At 59.8% G+C, this 23,729-nt stretch carries 27 protein-coding genes; 6 read left to right on the top strand and 21 right to left on the bottom strand.

Annotated elements, in window-relative coordinates; translation table 11 throughout:
* From PH558_RS30205 to PH558_RS30250, 10 genes are all read right to left on the bottom strand, one after another.
* A partial coding sequence (locus PH558_RS30205) for a DUF2207 domain-containing protein (RefSeq protein WP_285208091.1) occupies positions 1-1,886 on the bottom strand: 1,886 nt, incomplete at its 3' end.
* A 92-nt stretch (positions 1,887-1,978) separates the two neighbouring features.
* Positions 1,979-3,235, bottom strand: a complete 1,257-nt coding sequence (gene aroA / locus PH558_RS30210; RefSeq protein WP_285208175.1) for a 3-phosphoshikimate 1-carboxyvinyltransferase — start codon at positions 3,233-3,235, stop codon at positions 1,979-1,981.
* 87 nt (positions 3,236-3,322) lie between these two features.
* Entirely contained in the window at positions 3,323-3,874 is a 552-nt protein-coding gene (locus PH558_RS30215; RefSeq protein WP_015338990.1) for a LemA family protein, read from the bottom strand.
* Between the two features lie 133 nt (positions 3,875-4,007).
* A complete protein-coding gene (locus tag PH558_RS30220) occupies positions 4,008-4,967 on the bottom strand; it encodes a glycine--tRNA ligase subunit alpha (protein WP_047627810.1) in 960 nt (319 codons plus the stop codon).
* Positions 4,968-5,084: 117 nt separating this feature from the next.
* A complete protein-coding gene (locus tag PH558_RS30225; protein ID WP_285208092.1) occupies positions 5,085-5,474 on the bottom strand; it encodes a PIN domain-containing protein in 390 nt (129 codons plus the stop codon).
* Between the two features lie 11 nt (positions 5,475-5,485).
* Entirely contained in the window at positions 5,486-5,716 is a 231-nt protein-coding gene (locus tag PH558_RS30230; protein ID WP_285208093.1) for an AbrB/MazE/SpoVT family DNA-binding domain-containing protein, read from the bottom strand.
* Between the two features lie 64 nt (positions 5,717-5,780).
* Positions 5,781-5,972, bottom strand: coding sequence for an NfeD family protein (locus PH558_RS30235; protein WP_095434098.1), 192 nt, complete (start codon positions 5,970-5,972; stop codon positions 5,781-5,783).
* A gap of 16 nt (positions 5,973-5,988) precedes the next feature.
* Positions 5,989-6,849, bottom strand: a complete 861-nt coding sequence (locus PH558_RS30240; RefSeq protein ID WP_095434097.1) for a S49 family peptidase — start codon at positions 6,847-6,849, stop codon at positions 5,989-5,991.
* Between the two features lie 109 nt (positions 6,850-6,958).
* Positions 6,959-7,735 (bottom strand): tRNA1(Val) (adenine(37)-N6)-methyltransferase, encoded by a 777-nt coding sequence (locus PH558_RS30245; RefSeq protein WP_095434096.1) that lies wholly within the window; start codon positions 7,733-7,735, stop codon positions 6,959-6,961.
* A gap of 8 nt (positions 7,736-7,743) precedes the next feature.
* Positions 7,744-7,974, bottom strand: coding sequence for a putative signal transducing protein (locus tag PH558_RS30250; protein WP_069612438.1), 231 nt, complete (start codon positions 7,972-7,974; stop codon positions 7,744-7,746).
* A gap of 108 nt (positions 7,975-8,082) precedes the next feature.
* Between PH558_RS30250 and PH558_RS30255 the strand changes: the two genes are divergently transcribed.
* From PH558_RS30255 to moaB, 4 genes are all read left to right on the top strand, one after another.
* Positions 8,083-9,099, top strand: coding sequence for a polyprenyl synthetase family protein (locus PH558_RS30255; RefSeq protein WP_069612437.1), 1,017 nt, complete (start codon positions 8,083-8,085; stop codon positions 9,097-9,099).
* 124 nt (positions 9,100-9,223) lie between these two features.
* Positions 9,224-11,080: a tetratricopeptide repeat protein gene (locus PH558_RS30260; RefSeq protein WP_285208094.1), complete on the top strand. Its 1,857-nt coding sequence runs from the start codon at positions 9,224-9,226 to the stop codon at positions 11,078-11,080.
* A 6-nt stretch (positions 11,081-11,086) separates the two neighbouring features.
* Positions 11,087-12,001, top strand: coding sequence for a 4-(cytidine 5'-diphospho)-2-C-methyl-D-erythritol kinase (locus tag PH558_RS30265; RefSeq protein ID WP_095434094.1), 915 nt, complete (start codon positions 11,087-11,089; stop codon positions 11,999-12,001).
* Positions 12,001-12,555 carry a molybdenum cofactor biosynthesis protein B gene (moaB, locus tag PH558_RS30270; protein WP_285208095.1) on the top strand — a complete coding sequence of 185 codons (555 nt, stop codon included), beginning with the start codon at positions 12,001-12,003 and terminating at the stop codon, positions 12,553-12,555. Before PH558_RS30265 ends, moaB begins: the two co-directional genes overlap by 1 nt.
* A gap of 31 nt (positions 12,556-12,586) precedes the next feature.
* Here moaB and PH558_RS30275 read toward each other — a convergent pair whose 3' ends face one another.
* The gene (locus PH558_RS30275; RefSeq protein WP_095434092.1) at positions 12,587-12,895 is read right to left on the bottom strand and encodes a hypothetical protein; all 309 of its coding nucleotides are present in this window, start codon (positions 12,893-12,895) and stop codon (positions 12,587-12,589) included.
* A gap of 176 nt (positions 12,896-13,071) precedes the next feature.
* Complete coding sequence (locus PH558_RS30280) at positions 13,072-13,590, bottom strand: glycosyl transferase (RefSeq protein WP_069612432.1); 519 nt, start codon at positions 13,588-13,590, stop codon at positions 13,072-13,074.
* A 241-nt stretch (positions 13,591-13,831) separates the two neighbouring features.
* Here PH558_RS30280 and PH558_RS30285 point away from each other — a divergent pair, with 241 nt between their 5' ends.
* Positions 13,832-14,989, top strand: coding sequence for a PA0069 family radical SAM protein (locus PH558_RS30285; protein ID WP_095434091.1), 1,158 nt, complete (start codon positions 13,832-13,834; stop codon positions 14,987-14,989).
* 104 nt (positions 14,990-15,093) lie between these two features.
* A complete protein-coding gene (locus PH558_RS30290) occupies positions 15,094-15,753 on the top strand; it encodes a ribonuclease HII (protein WP_285208096.1) in 660 nt (219 codons plus the stop codon).
* A gap of 3 nt (positions 15,754-15,756) precedes the next feature.
* Here PH558_RS30290 and PH558_RS30295 read toward each other — a convergent pair whose 3' ends face one another.
* The 9 genes from PH558_RS30295 to PH558_RS30335 form a co-directional block, all read right to left on the bottom strand.
* Positions 15,757-16,521: a phosphotransferase gene (locus tag PH558_RS30295; RefSeq protein WP_095434090.1), complete on the bottom strand. Its 765-nt coding sequence runs from the start codon at positions 16,519-16,521 to the stop codon at positions 15,757-15,759.
* A gap of 118 nt (positions 16,522-16,639) precedes the next feature.
* On the bottom strand, positions 16,640-17,131 hold the full coding sequence (locus tag PH558_RS30300) for a F0F1 ATP synthase subunit B (RefSeq protein ID WP_285208097.1): 492 nt from the start codon (positions 17,129-17,131) through the stop codon (positions 16,640-16,642).
* A 3-nt stretch (positions 17,132-17,134) separates the two neighbouring features.
* Positions 17,135-17,728: a F0F1 ATP synthase subunit B gene (locus tag PH558_RS30305; protein WP_095434088.1), complete on the bottom strand. Its 594-nt coding sequence runs from the start codon at positions 17,726-17,728 to the stop codon at positions 17,135-17,137.
* Positions 17,729-17,806: 78 nt separating this feature from the next.
* On the bottom strand, positions 17,807-18,034 hold the full coding sequence (locus PH558_RS30310; protein WP_015338972.1) for a F0F1 ATP synthase subunit C: 228 nt from the start codon (positions 18,032-18,034) through the stop codon (positions 17,807-17,809).
* Positions 18,035-18,101: 67 nt separating this feature from the next.
* Positions 18,102-18,854: a F0F1 ATP synthase subunit A gene (locus tag PH558_RS30315; RefSeq protein WP_095436188.1), complete on the bottom strand. Its 753-nt coding sequence runs from the start codon at positions 18,852-18,854 to the stop codon at positions 18,102-18,104.
* A 78-nt stretch (positions 18,855-18,932) separates the two neighbouring features.
* Positions 18,933-19,277, bottom strand: coding sequence for an AtpZ/AtpI family protein (locus tag PH558_RS30320; RefSeq protein WP_285208098.1), 345 nt, complete (start codon positions 19,275-19,277; stop codon positions 18,933-18,935).
* A 313-nt stretch (positions 19,278-19,590) separates the two neighbouring features.
* On the bottom strand, positions 19,591-20,769 hold the full coding sequence (locus tag PH558_RS30325) for a cell wall hydrolase (protein WP_285208099.1): 1,179 nt from the start codon (positions 20,767-20,769) through the stop codon (positions 19,591-19,593).
* A gap of 197 nt (positions 20,770-20,966) precedes the next feature.
* Positions 20,967-21,698, bottom strand: a complete 732-nt coding sequence (locus PH558_RS30330; protein ID WP_285208100.1) for a hypothetical protein — start codon at positions 21,696-21,698, stop codon at positions 20,967-20,969.
* 141 nt (positions 21,699-21,839) lie between these two features.
* Positions 21,840-23,705 carry a potassium transporter Kup gene (locus tag PH558_RS30335; protein ID WP_446740063.1) on the bottom strand — a complete coding sequence of 622 codons (1,866 nt, stop codon included), beginning with the start codon at positions 23,703-23,705 and terminating at the stop codon, positions 21,840-21,842.
* Between the last annotated feature and the right edge of the window lie 24 nt (positions 23,706-23,729).

The raw sequence follows: 23,729 nt of genomic DNA on the forward strand, positions 1-23,729 counted from the left end.
CCTCCTCCCCCACCGCCGCCGAAGGCGGAGGAAGAGTTCGACGCTGGTGCCGGGATCGTCGAGGCGATGGTCGATGCCATGGACGAGGAGAAGTCGCCGATCGTGCCGCCGATATTGCCGGGCCGAAAATCGCCGGAATACCAGACCGGCGCATAGGCTGCCGCGGCAGCACCCGCAGCCGTGGCGAGCCAGGTCTCGAAGGCGCTCGACCATGGCTTTTCAACCCCGAGCGCGACCGCATAGGGCAGCAGCTTTTCGAAATGCTGTGGCGACATCTGCGGTGCGCCCTGCATGTTCATCCGGTCGCGTTCGGCAAGCGTCAGATATTGCCTGAGACCGGCGATGCCATCCATCATCTTGCGTCCGAGCGGCGTCGGGGCGCCCATGATGAAAAAGAAGACGACGTTCAGCGCGAAAATGCCGACGATGCCAGCGACCAGCGGCAGCAGACCCGCTTCCCACAGCGGCACGACCGCGGCCGCAAAGCCGTTGACGACGACGGATACCAGGACGAAGCCGAAGAAGGCGCAGATCAGAACAGAAAGAATTCGCTGGCCCAGACCGGCGCCAGGGCGCCGGAATCTGCGGCCGATGATGTTGGTAAAGATCGTAACAAAGATCGACAGAACACCGGGCATCACGATCAGCGGCACTGCATTTTCATGCAACCGCCCAAAGATGATGATGGATGCGAGGATCAAAACCGAGAGAGCAATACCGATCACGACATAGAGCGAATTGGCCTTGTAATATTCGCCGCGATGATCGCGCTCGATCGCGCTGCGAAACTTCCCACCCAGACGCTGTACTGCTTCGCCATTCTCCTTGTCGATGACGAGCGGCGCGAATGGTCCGACGGCCTGAATGAGCACCTTGTCGCCGCCGCTGAGATCGTTGCCGGACTTGCCTGTCGGGCGGATAACGACCTTTTCCTTCAAATCGTCCAGAATGACATAGCCGCGCACGGCAAGGTCGATCGCGGTTGCGGAAAATGCCGTCCAGCCGGAACTGGCGAAGCCCCTATTATCGATATAATTCACGAGCGCCGGCGAAATACCGTCAGGCGGATCCCACCGCGGGACCATAACACCTGCAGGCGGATCGCGGCCGACCGCAATCCAGCTGCGCATGTAATAGGCAAACAGCAGGATCAACCCGCCGATCGCGATGATCGTATCGAGATGATCCCGAAGGAACCAGCCCCATTGCTGGCTGTCACTCGGCGGCGCGATCGCTCCTTTGGCCAGCTTGATGGCGATCGTCAGGCCTTCGGCCGTGGCGAGCGGCCTGGTTGTCACGAAGGTAACAATATTGCCCTGTTGGCTCGCGCTTGCGTTCTTGCCCGTAGCGCCGAGTGGCCCCGTAAAGAAGGCAAGCTGCTGCGGCTGCACGCCATCGGGCAAGGTGACGATTGCCTTGGCATTGACGATCGGGAACAGCCAGCCATTGCCAGTGACATTCCAATAGAGTTCGTCATGATCGTCGAAATAGCGCATCTGACGATTGGTGTCGTAGGTGATGCGGAATGTGTGCGGGCCTGGGTTCAGCATACGATCGGCCTTGCCGATATAGATACGCTCGCCGCCGCTGATGCGCTCGCTGCGCCAATCCTCCGGCTGGCCGTCACGCTCGACGGAGACGACCTTAAAATCCACCTCGATCTGACGGCCACCGGCATCGGTCATCGTCAGCGGGAAATCCCGGAAGATGCCGCGGCGGATGCTTTGGCCCTCGGCATTGACGGAGATCGTCTCGATGACGCGCATGGAGCCGTCACGATGCAGCGCGATCGCCTGATCGAAGTTGGTGATGAGTTCGGCTGCCATCACCGCCGTTGCACAAAGCAGCAGGCACAGAGCCAGGAAGAACCCGCAAAGCCGTGTCATCACTCCCCCAAAGGATAACCGCGGCGCCGATGCCGGCGCCGCTTCACGTCAGGAATATGCCTGCGCTCAGCCTCCCTTGAGATGGCGGAGCGTCAGTCTTCGTAAGCGACTCCAAGCGACGCCAGCACGTTCCAATAGGACGGGAAGGTCTTGGCGACGCAATCGGGGTCGAGAATGGTGATGCCGCCGATCTTCAGGCCGGCGAGCGCAAAACTCATGGCGATGCGGTGATCGGCGAAGCTGTCGATCTCTGCCGGCAGCACTTTGCCGGCAAGGCTCGGATCGGATGCGACGATGAGATCGTCCCCCTCTTCTGTGCCGAGGTTCGGAACGATGCGCGACAGGCCGCTCGACAGTGCCCGGATACGATCGCATTCCTTGACGCGCAGGTTCTCGATGCCGACGAAGCGCACCGGCGTTTCGTTGAAGGCAGCCAGAACGGCAAGCGTCGGGATGGCATCCTGCATCTGCGAACCGTCGATGACGGCAGGCAGATGCGGGAACTTCGAAATCAGGTCATAGGCCTTGGCATCCGGCTGCGAGAACTGCTCTGCCGGGGTGCCGAGATCGATCTTGCCGCCACTCAAAACTTCAGCTGCCCAGAGATAGGTCGCGGCGGAGGCATCGGGTTCGATCACGAAATCGGCGGCATGATAACCGGTGGGCTCGACGCGCCAGGCGACCTGGCTCACACGCTCGACCTTGGCGCCGAAAGCGCGCATCGCCGCGACCGTGAGATCGATATAGCCGAGAGCGCCGATATGTTCGCCAAGCAGCTCGACATCGACAGCACGGTCACCGCCGGCAGCCATCATCAAAAGGGCCGAGACATACTGGCTGGACAGGGCGCCATCGATCTGCACGCGGCTCGCCTCGAAGCGGCCTGTGCCGTTGATGATGACGGGCGGGCAGCCGGTCTCAGCCGAGGCATCGACGCCGAGCGAGCGCAATGCATCGACGAGCGGGCCGATCGGCCGCTTGCGCATATGGGCATCGCCATCGACGATGACCTTGCCGTCGACCAGCGCTGCAGCTGCCGTCAGGAAGCGCGTCGCCGTGCCGGCATTGCCGAGGAAAAGCGGTGCAGCCGGCGCCTTCAGCTTGCCGCTGCCAGTCACGATGAAGGTCGTGTCGTCGGGCTCGTCAATGACAACGCCCATGGCGCGCAGCGCTTCGGCCATATAGCGGGTATCGTCGCTCTTCAGCGCGCCGGTCAGCCGGCTCGTGCCCTTGGCAAGGCCTGCCAGCAGCAGCGCGCGGTTGGTGATCGACTTCGATCCCGGCGGCATGGCGCGTCCGGTCAATGGCTTGCCCGGCGGGATAATCGTGAGTTTGGCTCTACCCATCATCATTCTCTTTGGTCAGTCAGGAAGCCGGCCGATGGCCAGCGGTCGGCATCCTTTACCGCCTGATATGAAAAACCGATAGCGGAAATCTCAGAACTTTACCGTCGGAACGGCGCGATCCGCCTCGTTTGATATCTCGAAATAGGCCTTCTTGGTAAATCCGAAGGGGCCAGCGATGAGGTTGTTCGGGAAGGTCTCGACCTTGACGTTCAGATCGCGCGCGGCACCGTTGTAATAACGGCGCGACATCTGAATCTCGTTTTCCGTCGTCTCCAGCGACTGCTGCAGTTCGACGAAGCCTGTATTGGCCTTCAGGTCGGGATAGGCTTCGGACACAACCATCAGGCGGCCAAGCGCCTGACTGAGAACGCCTTCGGCTGCCGCACGGCCGGCGACATCGCCAGCGGGCACGGCCTGCGCTGCGGCACGGGCCTGGGTGACTTCGACCAGCGTCTTGTTTTCATGCCCGGCATAGCCTTTGACCGTCTCGACCAGATTGGGAATGAGATCGGCGCGGCGCTTCAACTGCACATCGATACCCGACCATGCCTCTTCCGCGACTTGTCGTGCACGAACGAGCCCGTTGTAAATGAAGACGACATAGAGCGCGGCCAGCACTATGATCGCTAGAAGAACAAGCATCTGAAATCCCCCCCCCCGTGGCGACTGCAACCCAAGGGACACTAGGCAGATTTCTCGCCAATGTCACCCGGCTTTAACGGCGGCGCAGAGCCAAGATAGGCTGTGGCGATGCCCAATCCCGGGGAAGTTTGCCTCAGGCGGCCTGCTGGTTCCAGTTGACGCCGCCTGCATCCGTCAGCAGGAAGGCCTCACCGCAAGCCTTGGCCAGCGTACGCACGCGCAGAATGTAGCTCTGGCGTTCCGTCACCGAGATGACGCCGCGGGCGTCAAGCAGGTTGAAGACGTGGCTTGCCTTGATGCACTGGTCGTAAGCCGGAAAGACGCATTTGTGCAGGCGATGGTTTTCGCTATCGCCGGGCGCGCCGGCTGCCAGCAATGCCTGGCATTCCTTCTCCGCATCGATGAAATGGCGGTGCAGCATCTCGGTATTGGCATATTCGAAATTATGCCGCGAATATTCCTGCTCGGCCTGCAGGAAGACGTCACCGTACGTGATCTTGTCTTCGCCCTCGAGGCCGTTGAAATTCAGGTCATAGACGCTGTCGACGCCCTGGACATAGGTCGCGAGACGCTCCAGGCCGTAGGTCAGCTCGCCGGCGACGGGCGCGCATTCGATGCCGCAGACCTGCTGGAAATAGGTGAACTGCGAGACTTCCATGCCATCGCACCAGCATTCCCAGCCGAGGCCCCATGCGCCGAGCGTCGGGCTTTCCCAGTCGTCTTCGACGAAGCGGATATCATGCAGAAGCGGATCGAGCCCGATCGCCTTTAACGAGCCGAGATAGAGCTCCTGCAGGTTCGGCGGATTGGGCTTCAGGATGACTTGGTACTGATAATAATGCTGCAGGCGGTTCGGATTCTCACCGTAGCGGCCATCGGACGGACGACGGGACGGCTGGACATAGGCAGCCCGCCACGGCTTCGGACCCAGCGAACGCAGCGTGGTCGCCGGGTGGAACGTGCCGGCGCCGACTTCCATGTCGTAGGGCTGCAGAACCGCGCATCCCTTGTCGGCCCAGTAATTGTGCAGCGTCAGGATCAGCGCCTGAAAGGAGCGCTTCGGGTTCATATGGTCGGGCACGTTGGCAGTCATGGGAACTGATTTCTTCCGCTAGCGAATGGTTTGGCGGACAGGTGCCACGACGTGGCGAACGGGTCAAGTTTTTACTCTGCGGAGTGCAAGGACACTACCCGCACTTGATCCAAGGGGTCAGAATGGATTGACGATGGTCAACTGCTTCTCGACTATCAGGCCGGCGTGCAGATCTTCCGAATAAAACCGCTCGCAGCCAGCCCCGATCGCTGCGGCCATCATAGTCGCATCGTAGAAAGAAAGCTGATAGCGCTGGGCAAGATCCAGCCCTGCCAACGTGATCCTCTCGCTTACCGGAACAATGGTCGCCGACAAAGCGACGATAGCATCAACCGCTTCGCGAATATCAGCCCACGACATATTGAGTTTCTTACGCCCCACATTGGCAAACTCATTCAGCGCCTGAGCGCTGATAACGCAGGGCTGGGCCAATAGCGCTTGTGCCTTTTCGGCCCGCTCGTCCTCCGAAAGAGCATAGAGGAGAACATTCGTGTCGAGAAAATCCAAAACGGGGCGCATCAACGAGAATTGGCGTCTTCGCGGTCAAACTTCCAATCCTTAGGGAGTTTGAGCTTGAACGATCTGACTTTTTCCAAGGCTTTCTGCCGCCTGTCGTCACGTTCAATCTCGAAGGCGCTTCCCGCGCCGATACGCACAACGATATCGTCGCCTTCCTTCAAATCGAGTGCATCGACAACAGCTGAAGGAATGCGGATGGCTAGACTATTCCCCCATTTTGCGACCTGCATAAAACACTCCAATGATATACATTGGGCAAAGTATATCAAAAACTCACGAACGAAGCAATTTGACTTACTCATCCTCGCGCTTCACATGATACTCGCCGGTTTTCGGGTCCTTGACCAGCGTTCCCATCGCGCCGGTACGGCGTTCCGTTTCGGCGCGGCGGGATTTTTCGGCGAGCCGCTGGGCATCGCGCACGAAACGCCGATAGAGCAGCCAAAGGCCGCCGACGGCGACGACAAAGAAGATGATCTGGGGCATTACCCAGCGCTCCCGCTTACAATCCGTACCGGCTCCACAATGCCCTTTCCTCTGCTGCTTCTGCAAGTCCGGATGCGAGCCCCGCGCCGAGGTTATCGATGCCTCCCAATGAAATGCCCGGAGCCTTGCGGCCGAAGAGGCTGCGCGGCGTGGTGATCAGCGTCGGCTTGACCTTGTCACCGAAGCGCTTCCGCAATTCCTGGCGCATATCGCCGAGGCTATCGATCAGGCCGAGCTCCAGCCCGCGGCTGCCGGTCCAGAACAGGCCGGAGAACACCGTTTCGTCAGCCGAGAGTTTTCCTGTACGACGCTCGAGCACCATGTCGATGAAGACCTTGTGGATCTCCAGCTGCAGGCTCTTCAGATATTCGATGTCCTTCTCCTTCTCCGGCTGGAAGGGATCGAGGATCGCCTTGTTTTCGCCAGCGGTATAGACGCGGCGCTCAATGCCGATCTTCTTCAACAGTTCCGGAAATCCGAAGCCGCCTGAGACGACGCCGATCGAACCGACGATGGAGGTGGCGTCGGCGATGATCTCGTCACCCGCCAGCGCAATCATATACCCGCCGGAGGCTGCGACATCCTCGACGAAGACCAGCACCTTCTTGTTTTTCTCGGCGGCCAGATCGCGGATGCGATTGTAAATCATCCGAGACTGGACCGGAGAGCCACCTGGCGAGTTGACGACGATTGCGACGGCGGGCGCCGTCTTCATGCCGAAGGCTTTTTCAAGAGCCTGGGATGAGCCAGCAAGATTCAGCGATTGCCGCAGCGGCCCTCCACCGGAAGAGATGACGCCGCTCAGGCGGACGACAGGGACGATCACCTCCTCCTTGCGGAAGCGCTTCGGAAGCATGCGTCTCAAGAACCCAACCATTCGTCATCCCTGTTTCATGATGTTTGTTGCCCGTGATGTATGCATGGAAATGGCAAACGCAATATTGCGGATCGTATTTGATGCTCTGACGCTGAGGGCGGCCGAATGGCTATCGGCGCGGATACGAAGCGCGGCCGTTGTTCATATCATCGACAAAATCGGTGAATTTATGCGTCCCTTCACCGTGCATGATCAAAGGCGCGCGCAGCGCAAGCCTCGCCCTCGAACCCTTGATCGCGGTCACCAGGATACGCACCGCACTCTCGCCTTCGCGGGGATGGATCGGCGTGATTTCAATGCCGCCGAAGCGGCGGCCGCAGGCGGCTATGATCTCGCCGATCGACTCCGGCCGGGCGATCAGCGAGAGCTGGCCGCCGGGGATCATGATCGCGCCTGCCGTGCGGATCCATTTCTCGAATAGGCCATCCGTCATGGCATGCGCCTCCGCCTTCAAGGCATCGGGCGTCAGCCGGTCGCTGGCATCGTTGAAGGGCGGGTTCATGATGACATGATGAAAGCTGTCGTCGACAAGGCCTGCTTCATTGCGGTCTTTGCCGGTCAGCGTGACATCGGCTTCGATGACCGAGACGCGGTCGGCAAATCGGGCGTTTTCCCGCAACGAAAGGCTCTTGCGTGCGAACTCGGTCATATCGGGCGAGCGCTCGAACAACACGACCTCCGCCCGATCGAGTCTCGAGGCCACGGCCATTCCGGCTGCTCCAGCACCTGCACCGAGATCCGCCACCCGGATCATTCGCTCATCTGCGACGAGTGCCGCCAGCAACATGGCATCCATGCCGGAGCGGTGCCCCCTGCCCTTCGGCTGCACGACATGGAAAGCGCCGCGGTGGAAGGCATCGATGGTTTCGGAGGACTTGCCGGTCATGGCCGACCTCAGGTCCGCACCGGGCGCAACTCGTCACCGAGACCGGCATCGATGAGGATGCGACGGGCCAGATCGGCACGCTCTTCCTCCACCAGAAAGCGTCGAGGCAGCATGCCGAGCGAACCTTCCAGAACGCTCATCGCCTGATCCGCCACCAGGCAATGGATTCCTGCATCCTTCATCAGACTCTCCGCGAATGAGAGGAGGACCGGGTCGTTGGTGCGGATCAGCTCGTGCATAAGCCTTAGAATTCCTGTCAAATTTACGCGACGAGACAATTCGCCTCTTGCCGCCTCTTTCGCCCCTTCTTATTGTGCTTTGCAGGAAATGAACAGGAGTCCGGATCGTTGGGCGTCGTGATACCGCTGGAAGAAAGCAAGAATAAACTGGCATCCATCAAGCCATTGGTGGACCTGACCAAGGCGGACATGGAACGCGTCAATCAGCTTATCCTGTCCAAGGCGGGCTCCGATGTGCAGATGATCCCCGAGGTTGCGGAGCATCTGATCTCCTCCGGCGGCAAGCGTTTGCGGCCGATGCTGACCATCGCCTCCGCCGCTCTTTACGGCTATCAGGGCGACAATCACATTAAGCTCGCGACATCGGTCGAATTCCTGCACACAGCGACGCTGCTGCACGACGATGTGGTCGACGAAAGCGATCTGCGCCGCGGCAAGTCCACAGCCCGGATGATCTGGGGCAACCAGGCAAGCGTGCTGGTCGGTGACTTCCTGCTCGGCCAGGCTTTCCGCATGATGGTGGAAGTCGGCTCACTCGAAGCGCTCGACGTGCTCTCCTCGGCGGCCTGCGTCATCGCCGAAGGCGAGGTGCTGCAGCTTTCCGTTTCCAAGAACATGGAGACGACGGAAGACGATTATCTCTCGGTCATCCGCGCCAAGACCGCAGCGCTTTTTGCCGCCGCAGCCGAAGTCGGCCCGATCGTCGCCAATGCCGGCAAGGCGGAGCGTAATGCGCTGAAGTCCTACGGCACCAATCTCGGCCTCGCCTTCCAGCTCGTCGACGATGCGCTCGATTACGGCGGCAAGGCTGCCGACCTCGGCAAGAATGTCGGCGACGATTTCCGCGAGGGCAAGATCACGCTTCCGGTGATTCTGGCCTATCGCCGCGGCACCGAGAAGGAACGCGCCTTCTGGCGTGAGGCCATCGAAACCGGCGATAACAGCGACGAGAATCTCGAAAAAGCCCTCGGCCTGATCACGAAATACGGCGCGCTGGCTGACACAATTGCCCGCGCCGTACACTACGGCACCATTGCCCGCGACGCCTTGGCGCCATTGCCGGAAACGCCCTGGAAATCGGCACTTCTGGAAGTGATCGATTTCTGCATCGAACGCGTTAATTGATAGCGGCGGCCTGAATTTGTTGCAGGGCCGCTTCAAAAAAGCCATCCTGTTGTGAATCAGTTGACACGAATGCGTTGTGCCGCCGGCGAAGTCGCCGGCCATTCCCTTGATGAAAGGCTTTCTAATGCGGCAGAGACTTGCCATCCGTTTCCTTTCGGGCGTAGCCTTGGCGGCAATCCTTTCGGTGTCCGCCCTGACTGGCGCGCGCGCAGAGGATAAGCCGGCAGCGCCGGAGGCCAGTGCTCCGGTCACTTCTTTCGATCCGGATAGTGTCGATACGTTCGCAGGCGCGTTCCTCTCCGCCCGTACCGCAGATGTCGATCATGACTACGATACTGCCATTGCGCTCTACAAAAAGGCGCTGATGATCGATCCGAGCAATCCGGAAATTCGCCAGCGGCTCATGATCTCGCTGCTGCTGAACGGCAATCTGGAAGAAGGCGTCAAATACGCCAACGAGTTGAAGAGCGATCCTTCGGTCGAGCGTGTCACGACGATCGTGCGCGGCATGGACGCCATCCGCCGCCATGAATACCGCACCGCGCAAGAGATCCTCAAATATAATGGTCCGAACGATCTCGACCGGATGATGACCAACCTGGTCGCCGCCTGGGCGCGCGCCGGATCCGGCCGCGGCAAGGAAGCGATCTCGATGATCGACAAGATGAAGGGCCCGGATTGGTTCAACATCTTCAAGAACTATCATGCCGGCGCCATTGCACTGACGCTGGGCGACCTGAAGTCGGCACGCTCGCATCTCAACGATGCCATCCTCGACAAGACTGGCGGCGCGACCGCACCGGACACCTTCATGCGCGCCGTCATGGCGCTTGCGCGCCTCGAAGCCAAGGCCGGCGACAAGCAGAAGGCGCTGGATGCGATCTCCGTCGGCGACAATCTCGTCAGCAATTATGCGCCGCTGAATGCGCTGCGCGACAGCATCAGCAAGGGCGATACGCCGAACCAGCAGGTCACCAATGCCAGCGAGGGTGCGGCCGCCGTGCTCTTCACCATCGGTGCCGCGCTGAACCGCGATGGTGCCGAGGATGTCGTCTCGCTCTACCTGCAGATCGCCAACTCCCTCGACCCCAAGGCAGCCGATACGCTGGTGCTGCTCGGCGGCCTGGCCGAAAAGCAGGAGCAGACCGATCGCGCGATCGGCTTCTACAAGAAGGTGCCCGATGACTCGCCGATGGCCCGCATCTCCGAGCTGCAGCTCGGCCTTGCGCTCGCCCAGTCTGGCAAGGTCGACGATGCACGCAAGCATCTGAAGGCGCTGATCGATTCCGATCCGAACGATGTCCGCAGCTATCTCGCCTATGGCAGCGTGCTTTCCGACGCCAAGGACTTTCAGTCCATGGCTGACAATTACGACAAGGCCGTGCAGATCATCGGCCCCGTGCCGAAGCGCAGCGATTGGGCCGTGTTCTTTCAGCGCGGCATTGCCTATGAGCGGCTGAAGAAGTGGGCGGATGCAGAGCCGAACTTCAAGAAGGCCCTTGAGCTCAATCCGGATCAGCCGCAGGTTCTGAACTATCTCGGCTATTCCTGGGTCGACATGAACATGAACCTCGACCAGGGTCTGGACATGATCAAGAAGGCCGTCGATCTCAGGCCGGACGACGGCTATATCGTCGATTCCCTTGGCTGGGCCTATTTCCGCCTCAACCGCTTCGACGATGCCGTAAGCGAGCTGGAACGGGCAGCACAGTTGAAGGCCGGCGACCCGACCATCAATGACCACCTCGGCGACGCCTATTGGCGCGTCAATCGCAAGCTCGAAGCCGTCTACCAATGGAATCGGGCGCTCGCTTCGAAGCCGGAAGAGGCCGATATTCCGAAGATCAAGGAAAAGGTCGAGAAGGGCTTGCCGCCGCTCGACAACGATCCGAAGACCGTCGACAAGAGCAAGCTGCCCGATCCAGCACCCGCGCCCTCGCCCGACACGAACGCTCCGGTGCCGGTCGACAAGAAGTCCTAAGATTCCATGAGCACGATCTTGGCTGCGGGCGCTTTCGACCTCACGGAAGAGGCGCCCGCAAAGATCAATCTTGCACTGCATGTTACGGGCCGCCGAGCCGATGGCTATCATTTGCTCGACATGCTCGTCAGCTTTGCCCGCTATGGCGACCGTCTTTTCTTTCGCGCAAGCGAGGATGATGATTTCAGCCTTTCCGGACGGTTTGGCCCGTTGCTTTCCGCCGATGCCGAGGCCGGCGACAATCTCGTTCTCAAGGCGCGCGATCTCTTGCGGCAGGCAGCCAAATCTTCCGGCTTCGATGCTCCCTCAGTCCATATTCATCTGGAAAAGAATCTACCGATCGCATCCGGCATCGGCGGCGGCTCGGCGGATGCGGCGGCGACCTTGCGCGGGCTGATGCGGCTATGGCGCGTTACCCTTCCGGAGGCGACAGTCAAGACCATCGCCTTGAAGCTTGGCGCCGATGTGCCGATGTGCCTTGCCAGCCAGCCGCTGGTCGCGCGCGGCATCGGCGAGGCAATCGACCTGTTGCCAGAATTTCCCGCCTTTGCCATGGTTCTCGGCAATCCGCTTGTCGGCGTCTCGACATCGGATGTGTTCCGGCAGCTCACCCGCAAGGACAACCCGCCGCTCTTGTTTCCATCGCAGATGCCACAGGGACACGGCGAATGGATCGACACGATCAAGACGCTGCGCAACGATCTCGAACCGCCGGCGCGCTCAATCTGCGGCGAGATTGGTGTGCTTTCCGGCTTGATCGAAAGCGAATCCCCAATCCTGACGCGCATGTCCGGCTCCGGTGCGACGTGCTTCGGTATTTTCAACGATATCGAACAGGCGACGGCCGCCGCCGCTTCGCTTCACAGGCAGCGGCCGGACTGGTATTTCCAGGTAACCGAAACGATCGCGGGAGAGGCATGATGGCGGCGTCAGGCAACGAAAGATCCTTCATTCCCGTCGGCATCGCCGTGCTGACCGTTTCCGATACACGCACGCTCGCTGACGATAAATCCGGCGATACGCTGGTTGCCCGCATTGCGGAGGCGGGTCACAGGCTTGCTGCCCGCGCCATCGTGCCAGACGACAAAGAGCGCATCCGCGCGCAGGTGGAAGCCTGGACGAAGGATGATGCGGTCGACGTCGTGATCACCACCGGCGGAACTGGCTTCACCGGCCGAGACGTTACGCCGGAAGCGCTGGAGCCTTTGTTCGAGAAGCGGATGGATGGGTTTTCCGAGGTCTTTCATCGCATTTCCTACGACAAGATCGGCACGGCGACGATCCAGTCACGAGCGACCGGCGGTGTGGCCAATGCCACCTTCATTTTCGTACTGCCGGGTTCGCCTGGCGCCTGCAAGGATGCATGGGACGGCATCTTGAAGGCGCAACTCGACTATTGTCACATGCCCTGCAATTTCGTGGAGATCATGCCGCGCCTCGACGAGCATCTGAAGCGCGGCGCCGGCTCGAGATAGATCTTCTGCTCGCCGCGATATTGTGCGCCGCTCATGCCTTCGGCAGGACAGGAATTGATTCCCAAGAATCGCCGGTAAGAATGATGCAGCTCCGGCCGGATACATCGCTCATCAGCAGTGTCCAGTTGCCGCCCTCGGCGGCGTAGATCTCAACAATCGTGCTCTGATCGAGCTTGCCGACGGCCGAAAGCTTTTCCGAAAGATGGTTGCCAAGAAACGCGACGATATCGACGCGTTGAGCGCAGGCCAAGGTCACCTGAGCGGCGGCAATGCCGGGGAAAAGAGTTGCACTTGCAACGAAGATCGTTGCTATGAGGCGGTAGAGCATCGTGCGTTTCATAACGCACCTCCTTTCGCCGAAATCCCGGCGAAAAAGGAGAGTTCCGCTGACCAGCTCCGCCTGATATCGGCATCTTCATGGTCGGCCGCCTGACGCGACACGCATAAGGTGCCGCCACACGCAAATTATCGCAGCTATTCGCGCGTTTACAAATGGAATCTGCGGAACGCTAGGCCCTATCGCGCCGCGCGTGCCACCCAGGACGGAATGAGCTCGCTTGAAAGCCGTCGGCCCTTCTGTCCCTTGGCGAACTCCGCCAGCCCCATGCCCGATCTGGCGACGGCGATCGCCTGGTGCTTGGAAAGCAGCAAACCCAGTTCCAGCGGCGCCGTACGGCGGCCGATTCGCTTCAGAAACGGGCGACGATAGCCGCGCGATGCTGTAAAGCGCGCCGGCACCTTATTCAGCGAGACATATTCGGCGATCTCATCGATCCAGCCGGCTTGCGGCCGCGCGCCGGGCTCGACCAGCAGCAACCATTCGCCCCTCGCAGACCGCAATATATCCTTGATATCCCACTGCGAATAAAAGCGGCAGCCTGCAGCATCGGCCACCTTCGATGTGCCGTCCCTGGAACCGTGATCGAGCACGACCACGTCGCTGACCAGCCCTTCGACCGCGCCTGCCACCAATGCCGCCAATGTCTGCGCCAGCTCGGGTTCGTGATCCTGGCATTCGATGATGACCGTCAACATCGCCCATTTATAGAGCGCCGCATAATTTATTGCCAGCACCGAACCCTCAGGCTGGAGCGTTTAAGAAAAGCATCATAAGCGGCCGACAATTCTCACAGCTGGCAGCGCCGAATGCCTCCCGTGAATGAGATGGAAAATGACGGTCGCGGATTTTTGTTCTTGCAATGTTCTCATTTGTCGGATAGGAATTTAATCATCTTAGACGCGGCATGCGATGGCATGAGCCGCCCTGGAGCTACCGATGAACGAGCAGTCCCTTGCAGGGCAGGCCGCTTTCGCGCCTGCCAATACGGCAGATGTTGCCAATGCTTTGATCGCCGATGCCGGTCTCAGGGTCGACGTCGAGCGCCGGCGTGGGCGCGGCGCCGGATTGAACCCGAGCGGCCGGTTCGAGCCGCAGCAGCGCGAAGCCTTCGACGACGGCTGGCAAAGCTGGGAAGAGTTGCCGCCCTTCAAGACCGAAGTGCAGGTGGAGAAGCCGCGCACGGCCATTACCCGCAACGAATCTCCCGATATTCCCTTCGACCGATCGATCAACCCTTATCGCGGCTGCGAGCACGGCTGCATCTACTGCTTCGCGCGGCCGACGCATGCCTATATGGGGCTGTCTGCCGGGCTGGATTTCGAATCGAAGCTGTTTGCCAAGCCGGATGCCGCCAAGCTTTTGGAGCGCGAACTGGCAAAGCCCGGCTACAAGCCGCGCGTGATTGCCATCGGCACCAATACCGACCCCTATCAGCCGATCGAGAAGGAATGGCGGATCATGCGCCAGATCCTCGAAGTGCTGAACCGGGCGAACCATCCGGTTGCCATTGTCACCAAGTCGGCGCTGGTCATGCGCGATATCGATATTCTGAAGGAGATGGCCGCCAAGAACCTGGTGCGGGTTGGGCTGTCGGTGACGACGCTCGACCGCAAGCTGGCGCGCACCATGGAGCCACGGGCAGCGACACCGCCACGGCGGCTGGAGGCGATCCAGGCTTTGAACGAGGCCGGCATCCGCACCGCGATCATGGTGGCGCCGATTATCCCTGCCCTCAACGATCATGAAATCGAGCGTATCCTGGACGCCGGCAAGGCCGCCGGCGCACAGGAGGCAAGCTATGTCATCCTGCGGCTGCCGCTGGAGGTGAGCCCGCTCTTTCGCGATTGGCTGCTGCAGCATTATCCGGATCGCTATCGCCACGTCATGTCGCTGATCCGCTCGATGCGCGGCGGCAAGGATTACGATGCGGAGTTCGGCAAGCGCATGAAGGGTGCCGGGCCCTATGCCTGGCAGATCAGCCGCCGCTTCGAGATGGCGACGCGCCGGCTAGAACTTACGCGCCGCAATATCGCATTGCGCGACGACCTGTTCGTGCCGCCCGATGGCAGCGGCGTCCAGTTGTCGCTGCTTTGATATTCCTTGCGGGTTTCCCCGACCCCGCTGGAAAAGCCCCTGGCTTCGCCGCCATGATCCACCGGGGGCTTGCAGGAGATCGGGTGGTGTGCGAGCTTCGCCGCATGACACGCAGCACATCACCCGATTCTCCAATGCTCTTCGAGGATAACCCGCTCGTTCCCACTTTCGAGCTGGAGCTGATCGCACGACGGGCCGGCCATTGGCCGGTTGCCGGGGCAGATGAGGCCGGCCGAGGCCCGCTTGCGGGACCGGTCGTGGCGGCCGCCGTCATTCTCGATCCAGAGCGTATCCCGAATGGGCTAAACGATTCCAAACAGCTGACCGCGGCCAGACGCGAAGAGTTGTTCGTGGAGATTCTCGCAACAGCAACGGTCTCTATCGCCTCGTCGAGTGCCGGTCGTATCGATACGACCGATATCCGCAAGGCAAGCCTCGATGCGATGCGCCGTGCCATTTGTGGGCTTGCCGTGCCCGCAAGCTATGTGCTGACCGACGGGCTCGATGTGCCAGCTGGGCTTGCCTGCCCGGGAAAGGCCGTCGTCAAGGGAGACGCGCGCTCCTTCTCCATCGCTGCCGCATCGATAGTTGCCAAAGTGACCCGCGACCGGATGATGACACGCGCAGGCATTGTCTTTCCGGCCTATGGTTTTGCAGCCCATGCCGGCTACGGCACTCCGCAGCATCGCGCCGGCATCGAGCAACATGGCCCCTGCTCGCTGCACCGCATGAGCTTCCGCCCGCTGCGCAAAGAGACTGTCTGAAACTCAGCCCGTCAGCCCCGAAACGATTTCAGCCGACCGCTTTCTGATATAGGCAACATCTTCCCTGTAGATGCAATCATGTCCTTCCTGGAGATTCCGGCGATATCTCTCGATGCCGCGGGCAGCTTCCCGTTCCATGAAAGCCAATAGAGCCTCAAGCCGCTCGACGATGATTCCAGGCAACGAAGGACGCTCGGCAATGGACAAGCCATAGGCATCGGTAAAGATGCGGGCACGATCGACTTGGGCGGCAAGTGTGTCCATTCCCTTGATGGCGACGCCGGAAGACAGCGGTGCCCAGCGATAGACGGCATAGGCCAGATCCCACATTCGCGGACCGGGATGCGCAGCCTCGAAATCGATGATACCGGCCACTTCGCCATCGTTCAGGACGACATTGTAGGGGGCAAAATCCCCATGGCAGATGACCTCGCAGGGCGAGCGGGCCGGCAGTTGCCACGTATGATCGGCCTCAAGGCCTTTTGCGAACAAGCTAGAACAGTCGTGATAGCGACGCAGCAGCGATGCAGCCGACCGCAGCGCCATTTCGCTGCGCATGTCAGTGCGGTCATCGAGATCGCCGGTGTCTCCGGGCAGATAGGTTACCCGCTCCCAGGCACCGTCATATCCAGCTGAAATCGGAGCTGCATTGAATCCATACCGATGCAGCGCAGCCAACAAGGCGTGCACACCCGGTGTCCATGCCGCAGCAGGTCTCACGATGAAATCGCCTTGACGAAACGGTTCATCGCCTGTCGCTGCCTGCATCCGCCCCTCCTTCAATCTTATGATTTTGCTGTTGGTTCCGGCAATGATCAACCCGGCAGTGCGGAAATAAAAAACCCCGCCGAAGCGGGGCTCTTTCGAATTTCGATATTCCCAGGGCTTAATTCAGCCGCGTCTTCACTTCCTTGATGGCATCGTTGAAGAGACCGGACTGGACGCTGCCATCGGCCTTCTTGGCAAGCACCGATTCAGCAGCGGCGATCGCGAGGTCGACGGCTGCGGAGCGGACCGCCTTCATCGCATCGGCTTCGGCCTGCTTGATCTTCTGCTCGGACAAAGCCGTGCGGTTGGCAACGAATTCCTCGGTCTTCTTGCGAGCCTCGGACGTCAGCATTTCCGCTTCGCGCTCGGCCGCGGCAACGATATGTGCTGCTTCGGCCTCGGCTTCCTTGCGCTTGCGCTGATATTCGGCCAGCAGGTGCTGGGCCTCTTCGCGCAGGCGCTTGGCTTCCGCCAGCTCGTTGCGGATCTGATCGGCGCGGTCGTCCAGCGACTTTGCCATCATGCCCGGAACCTTGAGGTAAACGATCAGGCCGAGGAAGATGAGAAGACTGACAAACGCGAAGAAGGTGTTGTCGAAAGCGAATTCCATGGATCAGCCCTCCTGCTTGGCGGCAGCGGCTGCAACCGCAGAGGCGACATCGGCCTTGCCGGCGACATTGCCGACCAGCTGCTCAACGACAGCACTGGCCGTCTCTTCGGCAATTGCACCGACATCGCCGAAGGCTTTCGCCTTGATTTCAGCAATGCGACCTTCTGCGGCCTTGAGCTTCTCAGCCAGGCTTGCCTCGATCGCCTTGCGATCCTCTTCGGCCTTGGCCTTGGCGGCATCGCGGGCAGTGGCGCCGATGGAATTCGCCTTGGCGCGCGCAGCGGCCAATTCGCTTTCATAGGTCGCGACGGCGGCGTCGGCTTCAGCCTTCAGACGCGAGGCCTCTTCGATATCCTGGGCGATCCGGTCGTGCCGGCTTTCCAGAATGGTGCCAACGCGCGGAATAACGATCTTCTGCATGGCCACGTAGAAGATGACGAAGGTGATCACCAGCCAAAACAGCTGTGACGGATACGTCGTATGGTCAAACGGCGGGAATACGCCGCCGTGATGGCCTTCATTCGGCGCACCCGTTTCCGTGTGCACCGCTCCGGCGGCCGGCGGTGCTTCTTCAGCATATGCCGGGGTCACAAACATGCTCACCTCCAGGTGGTCTGCAAATACAAAGAATCACGGCTCGCTGCCCGCGAACCGTGATCTATGACGCCGCTGATATCAGACGGCGAAGAGCAGGAGGAGAGCGACGAGCAGCGAGAAGATGCCCAGAGCTTCCGTAACGGCGAAGCCGAATACCAGACGGCCGAACTGGCTGTCAGCAGCCGACGGGTTGCGCAGTGCGCCGGACAGGTAGCTGCCGAAGATATTGCCGAGGCCGAGAGCCGTGCCGGCCATACCAAAGCAAGCCAAACCTGCGCCGATGAACTTTGCTGCTTCCGCGTCCATGTTGAACTCCTTTGAAATGGTTGTGCGGTGAATGACTGACGCCCGTTAGACGCCAATGTCTTTATCCTTAGTGGCCACCCGGATGGATTGCGTCGTTGAGGTACATGCAAGTCAGCACCGCAAAAACGTAAGCCTGAAGGAAGGCGACAAGGAACTCGAGACCGGTGAGGGCGACGGTCATGATAAGAGGAAGAACAGCTCCGCCGATACCGAGCGCGCCGAGGGCTCCGAGCGAGGCGACGAAGCCTGCGAACACCTTGAGCGTGATATGACCGGCCAGCATGTTGGCGAAAAGACGAACGGAGAGCGAAACCGGACGGGACAGGAAGGAGATGATCTCGATCGCCACCACCAGCGGCAGAAGAACACCCGGAACACCCTCAGGAACGAAGATCTTGAAGAAGCCGAAACCATGCTTGATCAAGCCGTAGAAAATAACGGTAAAGATGACGAGCAGTGCGAGCGCCAGCGTCACGACAATCTGGCTGGTGACGGTGTAGAAATAAGGAACAAGACCGAGCAGGTTCGCCGTCAGCACGAACATGAAGAGAGAGAAGACCAGCGGGAAAAACTTCATTCCCTTTGTCCCCGCCCCTTCTTTCAACATCGAGGCGATGAACTCATAGGCCATTTCCGCCACCGACTGCGAGCGCGTCGGAATGACACCGCGCGGCGCACTGGCGAAATAAAGGAAGCCTGCAGAGAGCACTGCGGAGGCAACCATGAACAGCGAGGCGTTGGTGAACGAAAAATCAATTCCGCCGATGTCGATCGGGATAATCTTGAAGATCAGGAACTGATGGGTAGGATCGTTTGCCACCGCTTGTTCTCTTTCATTTTTCCGCTCCACCGAGCGGATGCTTCTCATCTGGAAACAGCGCCGCAGCGTTGCTTCCGCTCATTTCTTATTAGGCCCGCCCTCGCCCGGCACCGGTGTCGCCACCTTGCCCGCAGAGCGCAGCACATTCAAAACGCCGGCACAAAATCCGAGAAGCAGCAAGATAATCATGCCCCACGGCGCCGTACCGACAAAACGGTCGAAGACATAGCCCAGAACGGCGCCAACGATGATTGCGGCTATGAACTCGCTGGAAAGCTTCATCGCCTGAGCATAACCCTTACGGCTTTCCTCGGCGCGAACCTCCCCGCGTTCATCCTCTCTCACCGCAGCACGCTTGGTCGCCAATTCAGCTCCCAGCTGCGCTCGCCGCTGTTCCAGACCTTCGTCGCGGTCATCCGTCATAGTGGCATCCTCCCCATTTTCGTTGCGCGCAATCCCTGTACCCCGGTCAACGCGTAAACGAACAGCAGGTTTCGCCACCTTTCGGCCCGTTTTGAAGTCGCGCGCAACATAGTTTTAGGAAAAAGCATAGTCAAGGCGTAGGCGTCATCTGTCCAGCCATAAATTAGCCCAATTAAATCATGAGCTTAGAGCGAAAGAGCCATATTGACCGAAAACTGAGCCGAAGAATCCTCTTCAGCCCATGCTTTCCTGTGGCTTTTTTGCCAGAAGAAGCGACCTCGCCCACGGTATCAATCTGCCGGAACTGGCCGCCTCAGCTCCAGCCGCCGCCATAGGTCCTGTAGAAGATGTGCATGCCTATGCGGCCGACCTTCACCATGTCGGCAGCCCATTTCGGCCGGACATAGACAGCATGATAGTGAGTGGCGGAACCGACTTCCGGCAGCCAGATCTTGCCGGCGGTCACGGCGATGGCGACCTGACGCGCAATACGCCAGTGTTCGGGAGAATTGACGCGCTCCTTGACGTTGTCGCAGGCGAAGGAAAACTGGCAAGCGTTGGTCCAATCCTCGTTCTGATAAACGACGCCGCAAATGGTCTTCGGGTAGGCCGGGTTGCGGACACGGTTGAGGATGACCTGTGCAACGGCCGCCTGTCCTTTGACGGACTCGCCCCTCGCCTCGAAATAGATGCCGGTGGCAAGGCACTGCTGCTCGTCGGGCGAGAAAACCGATGGCGGCAGGACATTGGCGGCCCAGGCATGATCCTTCGGGCCGATCTCCGGCACGAAGCGGCCCTCGTCGTCCTGATCCTTCGCGAGAATGGAATCGAAGGGCGAGACACGAGCATAGTCCGGCGCCGGCGAGGCATAGGCCGCCGCCAGAACATCGGCATTCTGATTGGTGACCAGATTGGCGATATAGGCCGGCACGCTCTCGTCCGGCTTCGGCGGCTCTTTCTTATAGAAGGCGGTGGCAATCTGGATTTCCTTGCCGCCGAGCGTCGGCTTCAGGAATGCCGTGCGCTCGCCGGTTGCCGATTCCGGCCGAAGCAGCATGCTCTGGCGCTGCAGCACCGAGCCTGCGGAAAAATCCTTCGGCGGCTGCATCGGCGTGATGGCCACCACCCTGCCTTTCTTGTCCTGCCGGTTGATGCGGTCCTCATCGGGCCGGGGATCGCTGCCCTTGGCTTCGGATTGAAACGCGACGCGGCGCCCGTCCGGCAACACCAGACCGCCATCTCCAATGGCGGCAGAGGCCTTGACATCACCGAAGGCCAGTTCCGCCTGATGGGTGGAGCCGGCTGGCGAGTCGGTCATCACCATGCGCCAGTTGGCCCCTTCCCTGTCGATACCGGCAAGCAGACCGGCAAGATCACCATAGGCTGCTGTCGATGGAAAAATAAGCCAGGCGCAAAGCCCGAAGACGGCTGGAGAGGTCCAATTTTGTGGCAGGAACCGCGACTTGCGGCTGACGGAACGCGAGCGAGACAACACCGGACTCCAAACGGCACTCGAAACTAGGAGCCGGAATAATCTCCCATTAACCTTGATGGATGGTTAATTCGGGCGAATCTATGGTTATGAATGTGACGGCGCGCAAAACGCGCAAGACAAGTGTCATCATACCCGATACACAAGGCGTCAGGATTGTCGCGCAAAGCCGCTATTCTCTATGCCTGAACAGCCCATTACGTAAGAGCCGTGAGCAACTCTGTTCCAGGCGGAGGCTCGATATGTTCGGCCTCCATGTATCGGCGCACGAGAACGACTGAAACATAAGTCCAGCCAATGGCCTGCAGCAAGTTGGACCCCAAAGAGATCGCGACAGCAGGGATATTCAAGCGACCATTCGCGATAAGATCCGCGCTCCCAACGTCAGTCGCAAGAACCAAGGCGATCACCGCAGCGACGAGCGGGACGGCCAGCCCTAGGAATACCAGAGATGCCGTCGACGGAAAACGCGCGAGGCCTCTCCGCAAAGCCTCTCCTATACTCGCGCTGGTGCCATGGAGCTTCGCTGGCAACCACGTGCCAGCGAGTGAAAAGATAATGGTGAAAACTACCAAAAATGCCAGCATTGCCCATAATCCGAAGTAAGTCTTGCCGACACCATCCGAGCTCAAAAGAAAAACAAGGGCAGGCAACATTACCAGGAATGCAAGCAGCGTCAGCGCGAGGCTCCTCAACATATATCCACCGATCGGAAGCTTTCCGGCCTTAGCCGCCGCGGTGAAATTCAGATTGCGTAGAACGGAGCTCTGTACATTCATCGCCAACATGCTCGACAGGAAGAAAGTCACGCCTGCCGTCGCGGATTTCCCGGAATACTCATCGAAAATCGAAGCGACAACCGAACACAACACGAATATCACGTAAAATGCCGGATTATTCCGGGCGATGGATAAAGTCTGTCTGAGCATCTGCGTTCGCCTCCCCCGGAGAGCATTGCATCACTTTCGCCTTTAAATTGAATAGGCCAGCACCCCGCTTGCGCAATAGAAAAATGAAAAGGCCCGGCGGATATCCACCGGGCCTTTGAACAACCAGCAAGAATATCTGCGTCAGATGATGACGTGCGAACCGAGTTCCACAACGCGGTTGGCAGGCAGGCGGAAATAGTCAGAGGGGTCGGTCGCCGCGTTGGCGAGCGCGATATAGAGCCGGTCCTGCCAGTGCGGCATGCCGGATTTCGCATCCGGCACCAGCTTGCGCCGGCCGAGATAGAAGGAGGTCGACATGATGTCGAACTTCAGGCCCGTCTTGCGCAGGGTCGCGAGTGCCTGCGAGACATTCTGCGATTCCATGAAGCCGAAGCGCAGTTCGACGCGCGAGAAACGGTCCGAAACCTTCTCGACCGTATAACGATCTTCCTGGGCGACGCGCGGCTTGTTGATGGTGCGGATCGTCAGGATGACGTTCTTGTCGTGCAGGACGTGATTGTGCTTCAGATTATGCAGCAGCGCGGCGGGCGCAGATTCTGGATCGCTGGTCAGGAAGATTGCCGTACCGGGCACATGCGCGGGCGAATGATCGCTCTTGCGCTCGATGGAACTGACGAAGGAGGACAGCGGGATATCGGTGTGCCGCGTCTTTTCCATTAGGATCGAGGTGCCGCGGCGCCAGGTCCACATGATCACCGTGAAGGCCGTTGCGATCATGACCGGAACATAGCCGCCGTCGTGGATCTTCAGGAGGTTGGCGCCGAGGAAGACGAATTCCAGCAGCAAAAGCGGCGTGAGCACGGCAACCGCCATCGGCAGCGTCCAATTCCAGCGGACCCGGACGAATTCAAATGCCATGATCGATGTGACGACCATCGCGCCGGTCACCGAAATACCATAGGCCGTTGCCAGCGCGTCCGAGGTCTTGAAGGCCAGTACGAGGAAGATGACACCGAAGAACAGGACAGTATTGACCGATGGCAGGAAGATCTGCCCGGTATTGGTCTCGGAGGTAAAGAGGATTTCCATGCGCGGCAGGAAGCCGAGGTGAATCGCCTGACGCGTGAGCGAGAAAGCACCCGTGATGACGGCCTGGCTGGCGATGATCGTCGCCATGGTGGCAAGAATGACCACCGGCAGGATCGCCCAATGCGGATACATCAGGAAGAACGGGTCCGACATGGCCATAGGATCGCGCAGAACAAGCGCTCCCTGGCCAAAATAGTTCAGCGTGAGGGACGGAAACACCAGCACGAACCAAGCCCACTGGATAGGACGCCGGCCGAAATGGCCGAGGTCTGCATAGAGCGCTTCCGCGCCCGTCACCGTCAGGAACACGGCACCGAGAACGACGACGCCGAGGAAGCCCTCCCGCATCAGAAAGCTCACGGCATACCAGGGATTGAGCGCTGCCAGAATGCTGTAATCATCGGAAATATGCATGATGCCGGCTAGGCCCATAACAATGAACCAAAGCGCCGTGATCGGGCCGAAGAAGCGGGCGACCGCGCCGGTACCATGTGACTGGATCGCAAAAAGCAGTGCCAGGATGGCCACCGATATCGGCACGATATAATCGGACAGCTTCGGGGTGACGAGCTTCAGACCCTCAACAGCGGAGAGAACGGAAAGCGCCGGAGTGATCATCGCATCACCGAGGAAGAGCGCGGCACCCAGGAGGCCCAGCAGCATCAGGATGGCCGTGTGGCCATTCGCCGTCTTCATCAACAGCGCCAGCAGCGACAAGGTGCCGCCTTCGCCGTCGTTATCCGCACGCAGCAGAAAAAGGACATATTTGATCGTGACGATGATGGTCAGCGTCCAGAACATCAGCGACACGACGCTGATGACTTCGCCGCGCGTGAGACCGTCGGCCGCCACCGGCTTCAATGCTTCGCGAAAGGCATAAAGCGGGCTCGTACCAATGTCGCCATAAACAACGCCGATCGAGCCGAGGGCGAGGTATGCGAGCTTACGAGCGTTCATTTTCCCGTCGGGAGAATGATGGGT

The organism is Rhizobium pantanalense (genome assembly GCF_030182525.1).
Taxonomy (GTDB): domain Bacteria; phylum Pseudomonadota; class Alphaproteobacteria; order Rhizobiales; family Rhizobiaceae; genus Rhizobium.

Coding starts and splice junctions, on each gene's coding strand:
- moaB (WP_285208095.1), top strand. CDS start 12,001: ATGGCGGCGTCAGGCAACGAAAGATCCTTCATTCCCGTCGGCATCGCC.
- PH558_RS30300 (WP_285208097.1), bottom strand. CDS start 17,131: ATGGAATTCGCTTTCGACAACACCTTCTTCGCGTTTGTCAGTCTTCTC.
- PH558_RS30260 (WP_285208094.1), top strand. CDS start 9,224: ATGCGGCAGAGACTTGCCATCCGTTTCCTTTCGGGCGTAGCCTTGGCG.
- PH558_RS30230 (WP_285208093.1), bottom strand. CDS start 5,716: ATGCAGGTCGCAAAATGGGGGAATAGTCTAGCCATCCGCATTCCTTCA.
- PH558_RS30335 (WP_446740063.1), bottom strand. CDS start 23,705: ATGAACGCTCGTAAGCTCGCATACCTCGCCCTCGGCTCGATCGGCGTT.
- PH558_RS30220 (WP_047627810.1), bottom strand. CDS start 4,967: ATGACTGCCAACGTGCCCGACCATATGAACCCGAAGCGCTCCTTTCAG.
- PH558_RS30295 (WP_095434090.1), bottom strand. CDS start 16,521: ATGCAGGCAGCGACAGGCGATGAACCGTTTCGTCAAGGCGATTTCATC.
- PH558_RS30275 (WP_095434092.1), bottom strand. CDS start 12,895: ATGAAACGCACGATGCTCTACCGCCTCATAGCAACGATCTTCGTTGCA.
- PH558_RS30250 (WP_069612438.1), bottom strand. CDS start 7,974: ATGCACGAGCTGATCCGCACCAACGACCCGGTCCTCCTCTCATTCGCG.
- PH558_RS30310 (WP_015338972.1), bottom strand. CDS start 18,034: ATGGACGCGGAAGCAGCAAAGTTCATCGGCGCAGGTTTGGCTTGCTTT.
- PH558_RS30235 (WP_095434098.1), bottom strand. CDS start 5,972: ATGCCCCAGATCATCTTCTTTGTCGTCGCCGTCGGCGGCCTTTGGCTG.
- PH558_RS30330 (WP_285208100.1), bottom strand. CDS start 21,698: ATGCTCAGACAGACTTTATCCATCGCCCGGAATAATCCGGCATTTTAC.
- PH558_RS30285 (WP_095434091.1), top strand. CDS start 13,832: ATGAACGAGCAGTCCCTTGCAGGGCAGGCCGCTTTCGCGCCTGCCAAT.
- PH558_RS30320 (WP_285208098.1), bottom strand. CDS start 19,277: ATGACGGATGACCGCGACGAAGGTCTGGAACAGCGGCGAGCGCAGCTG.
- PH558_RS30265 (WP_095434094.1), top strand. CDS start 11,087: ATGAGCACGATCTTGGCTGCGGGCGCTTTCGACCTCACGGAAGAGGCG.
- PH558_RS30240 (WP_095434097.1), bottom strand. CDS start 6,849: ATGGTTGGGTTCTTGAGACGCATGCTTCCGAAGCGCTTCCGCAAGGAG.
- PH558_RS30290 (WP_285208096.1), top strand. CDS start 15,094: ATGACACGCAGCACATCACCCGATTCTCCAATGCTCTTCGAGGATAAC.
- PH558_RS30215 (WP_015338990.1), bottom strand. CDS start 3,874: ATGCTTGTTCTTCTAGCGATCATAGTGCTGGCCGCGCTCTATGTCGTC.
- PH558_RS30245 (WP_095434096.1), bottom strand. CDS start 7,735: ATGACCGGCAAGTCCTCCGAAACCATCGATGCCTTCCACCGCGGCGCT.
- PH558_RS30305 (WP_095434088.1), bottom strand. CDS start 17,728: ATGTTTGTGACCCCGGCATATGCTGAAGAAGCACCGCCGGCCGCCGGA.
- PH558_RS30280 (WP_069612432.1), bottom strand. CDS start 13,590: ATGTTGACGGTCATCATCGAATGCCAGGATCACGAACCCGAGCTGGCG.
- aroA (WP_285208175.1), bottom strand. CDS start 3,235: ATGATGGGTAGAGCCAAACTCACGATTATCCCGCCGGGCAAGCCATTG.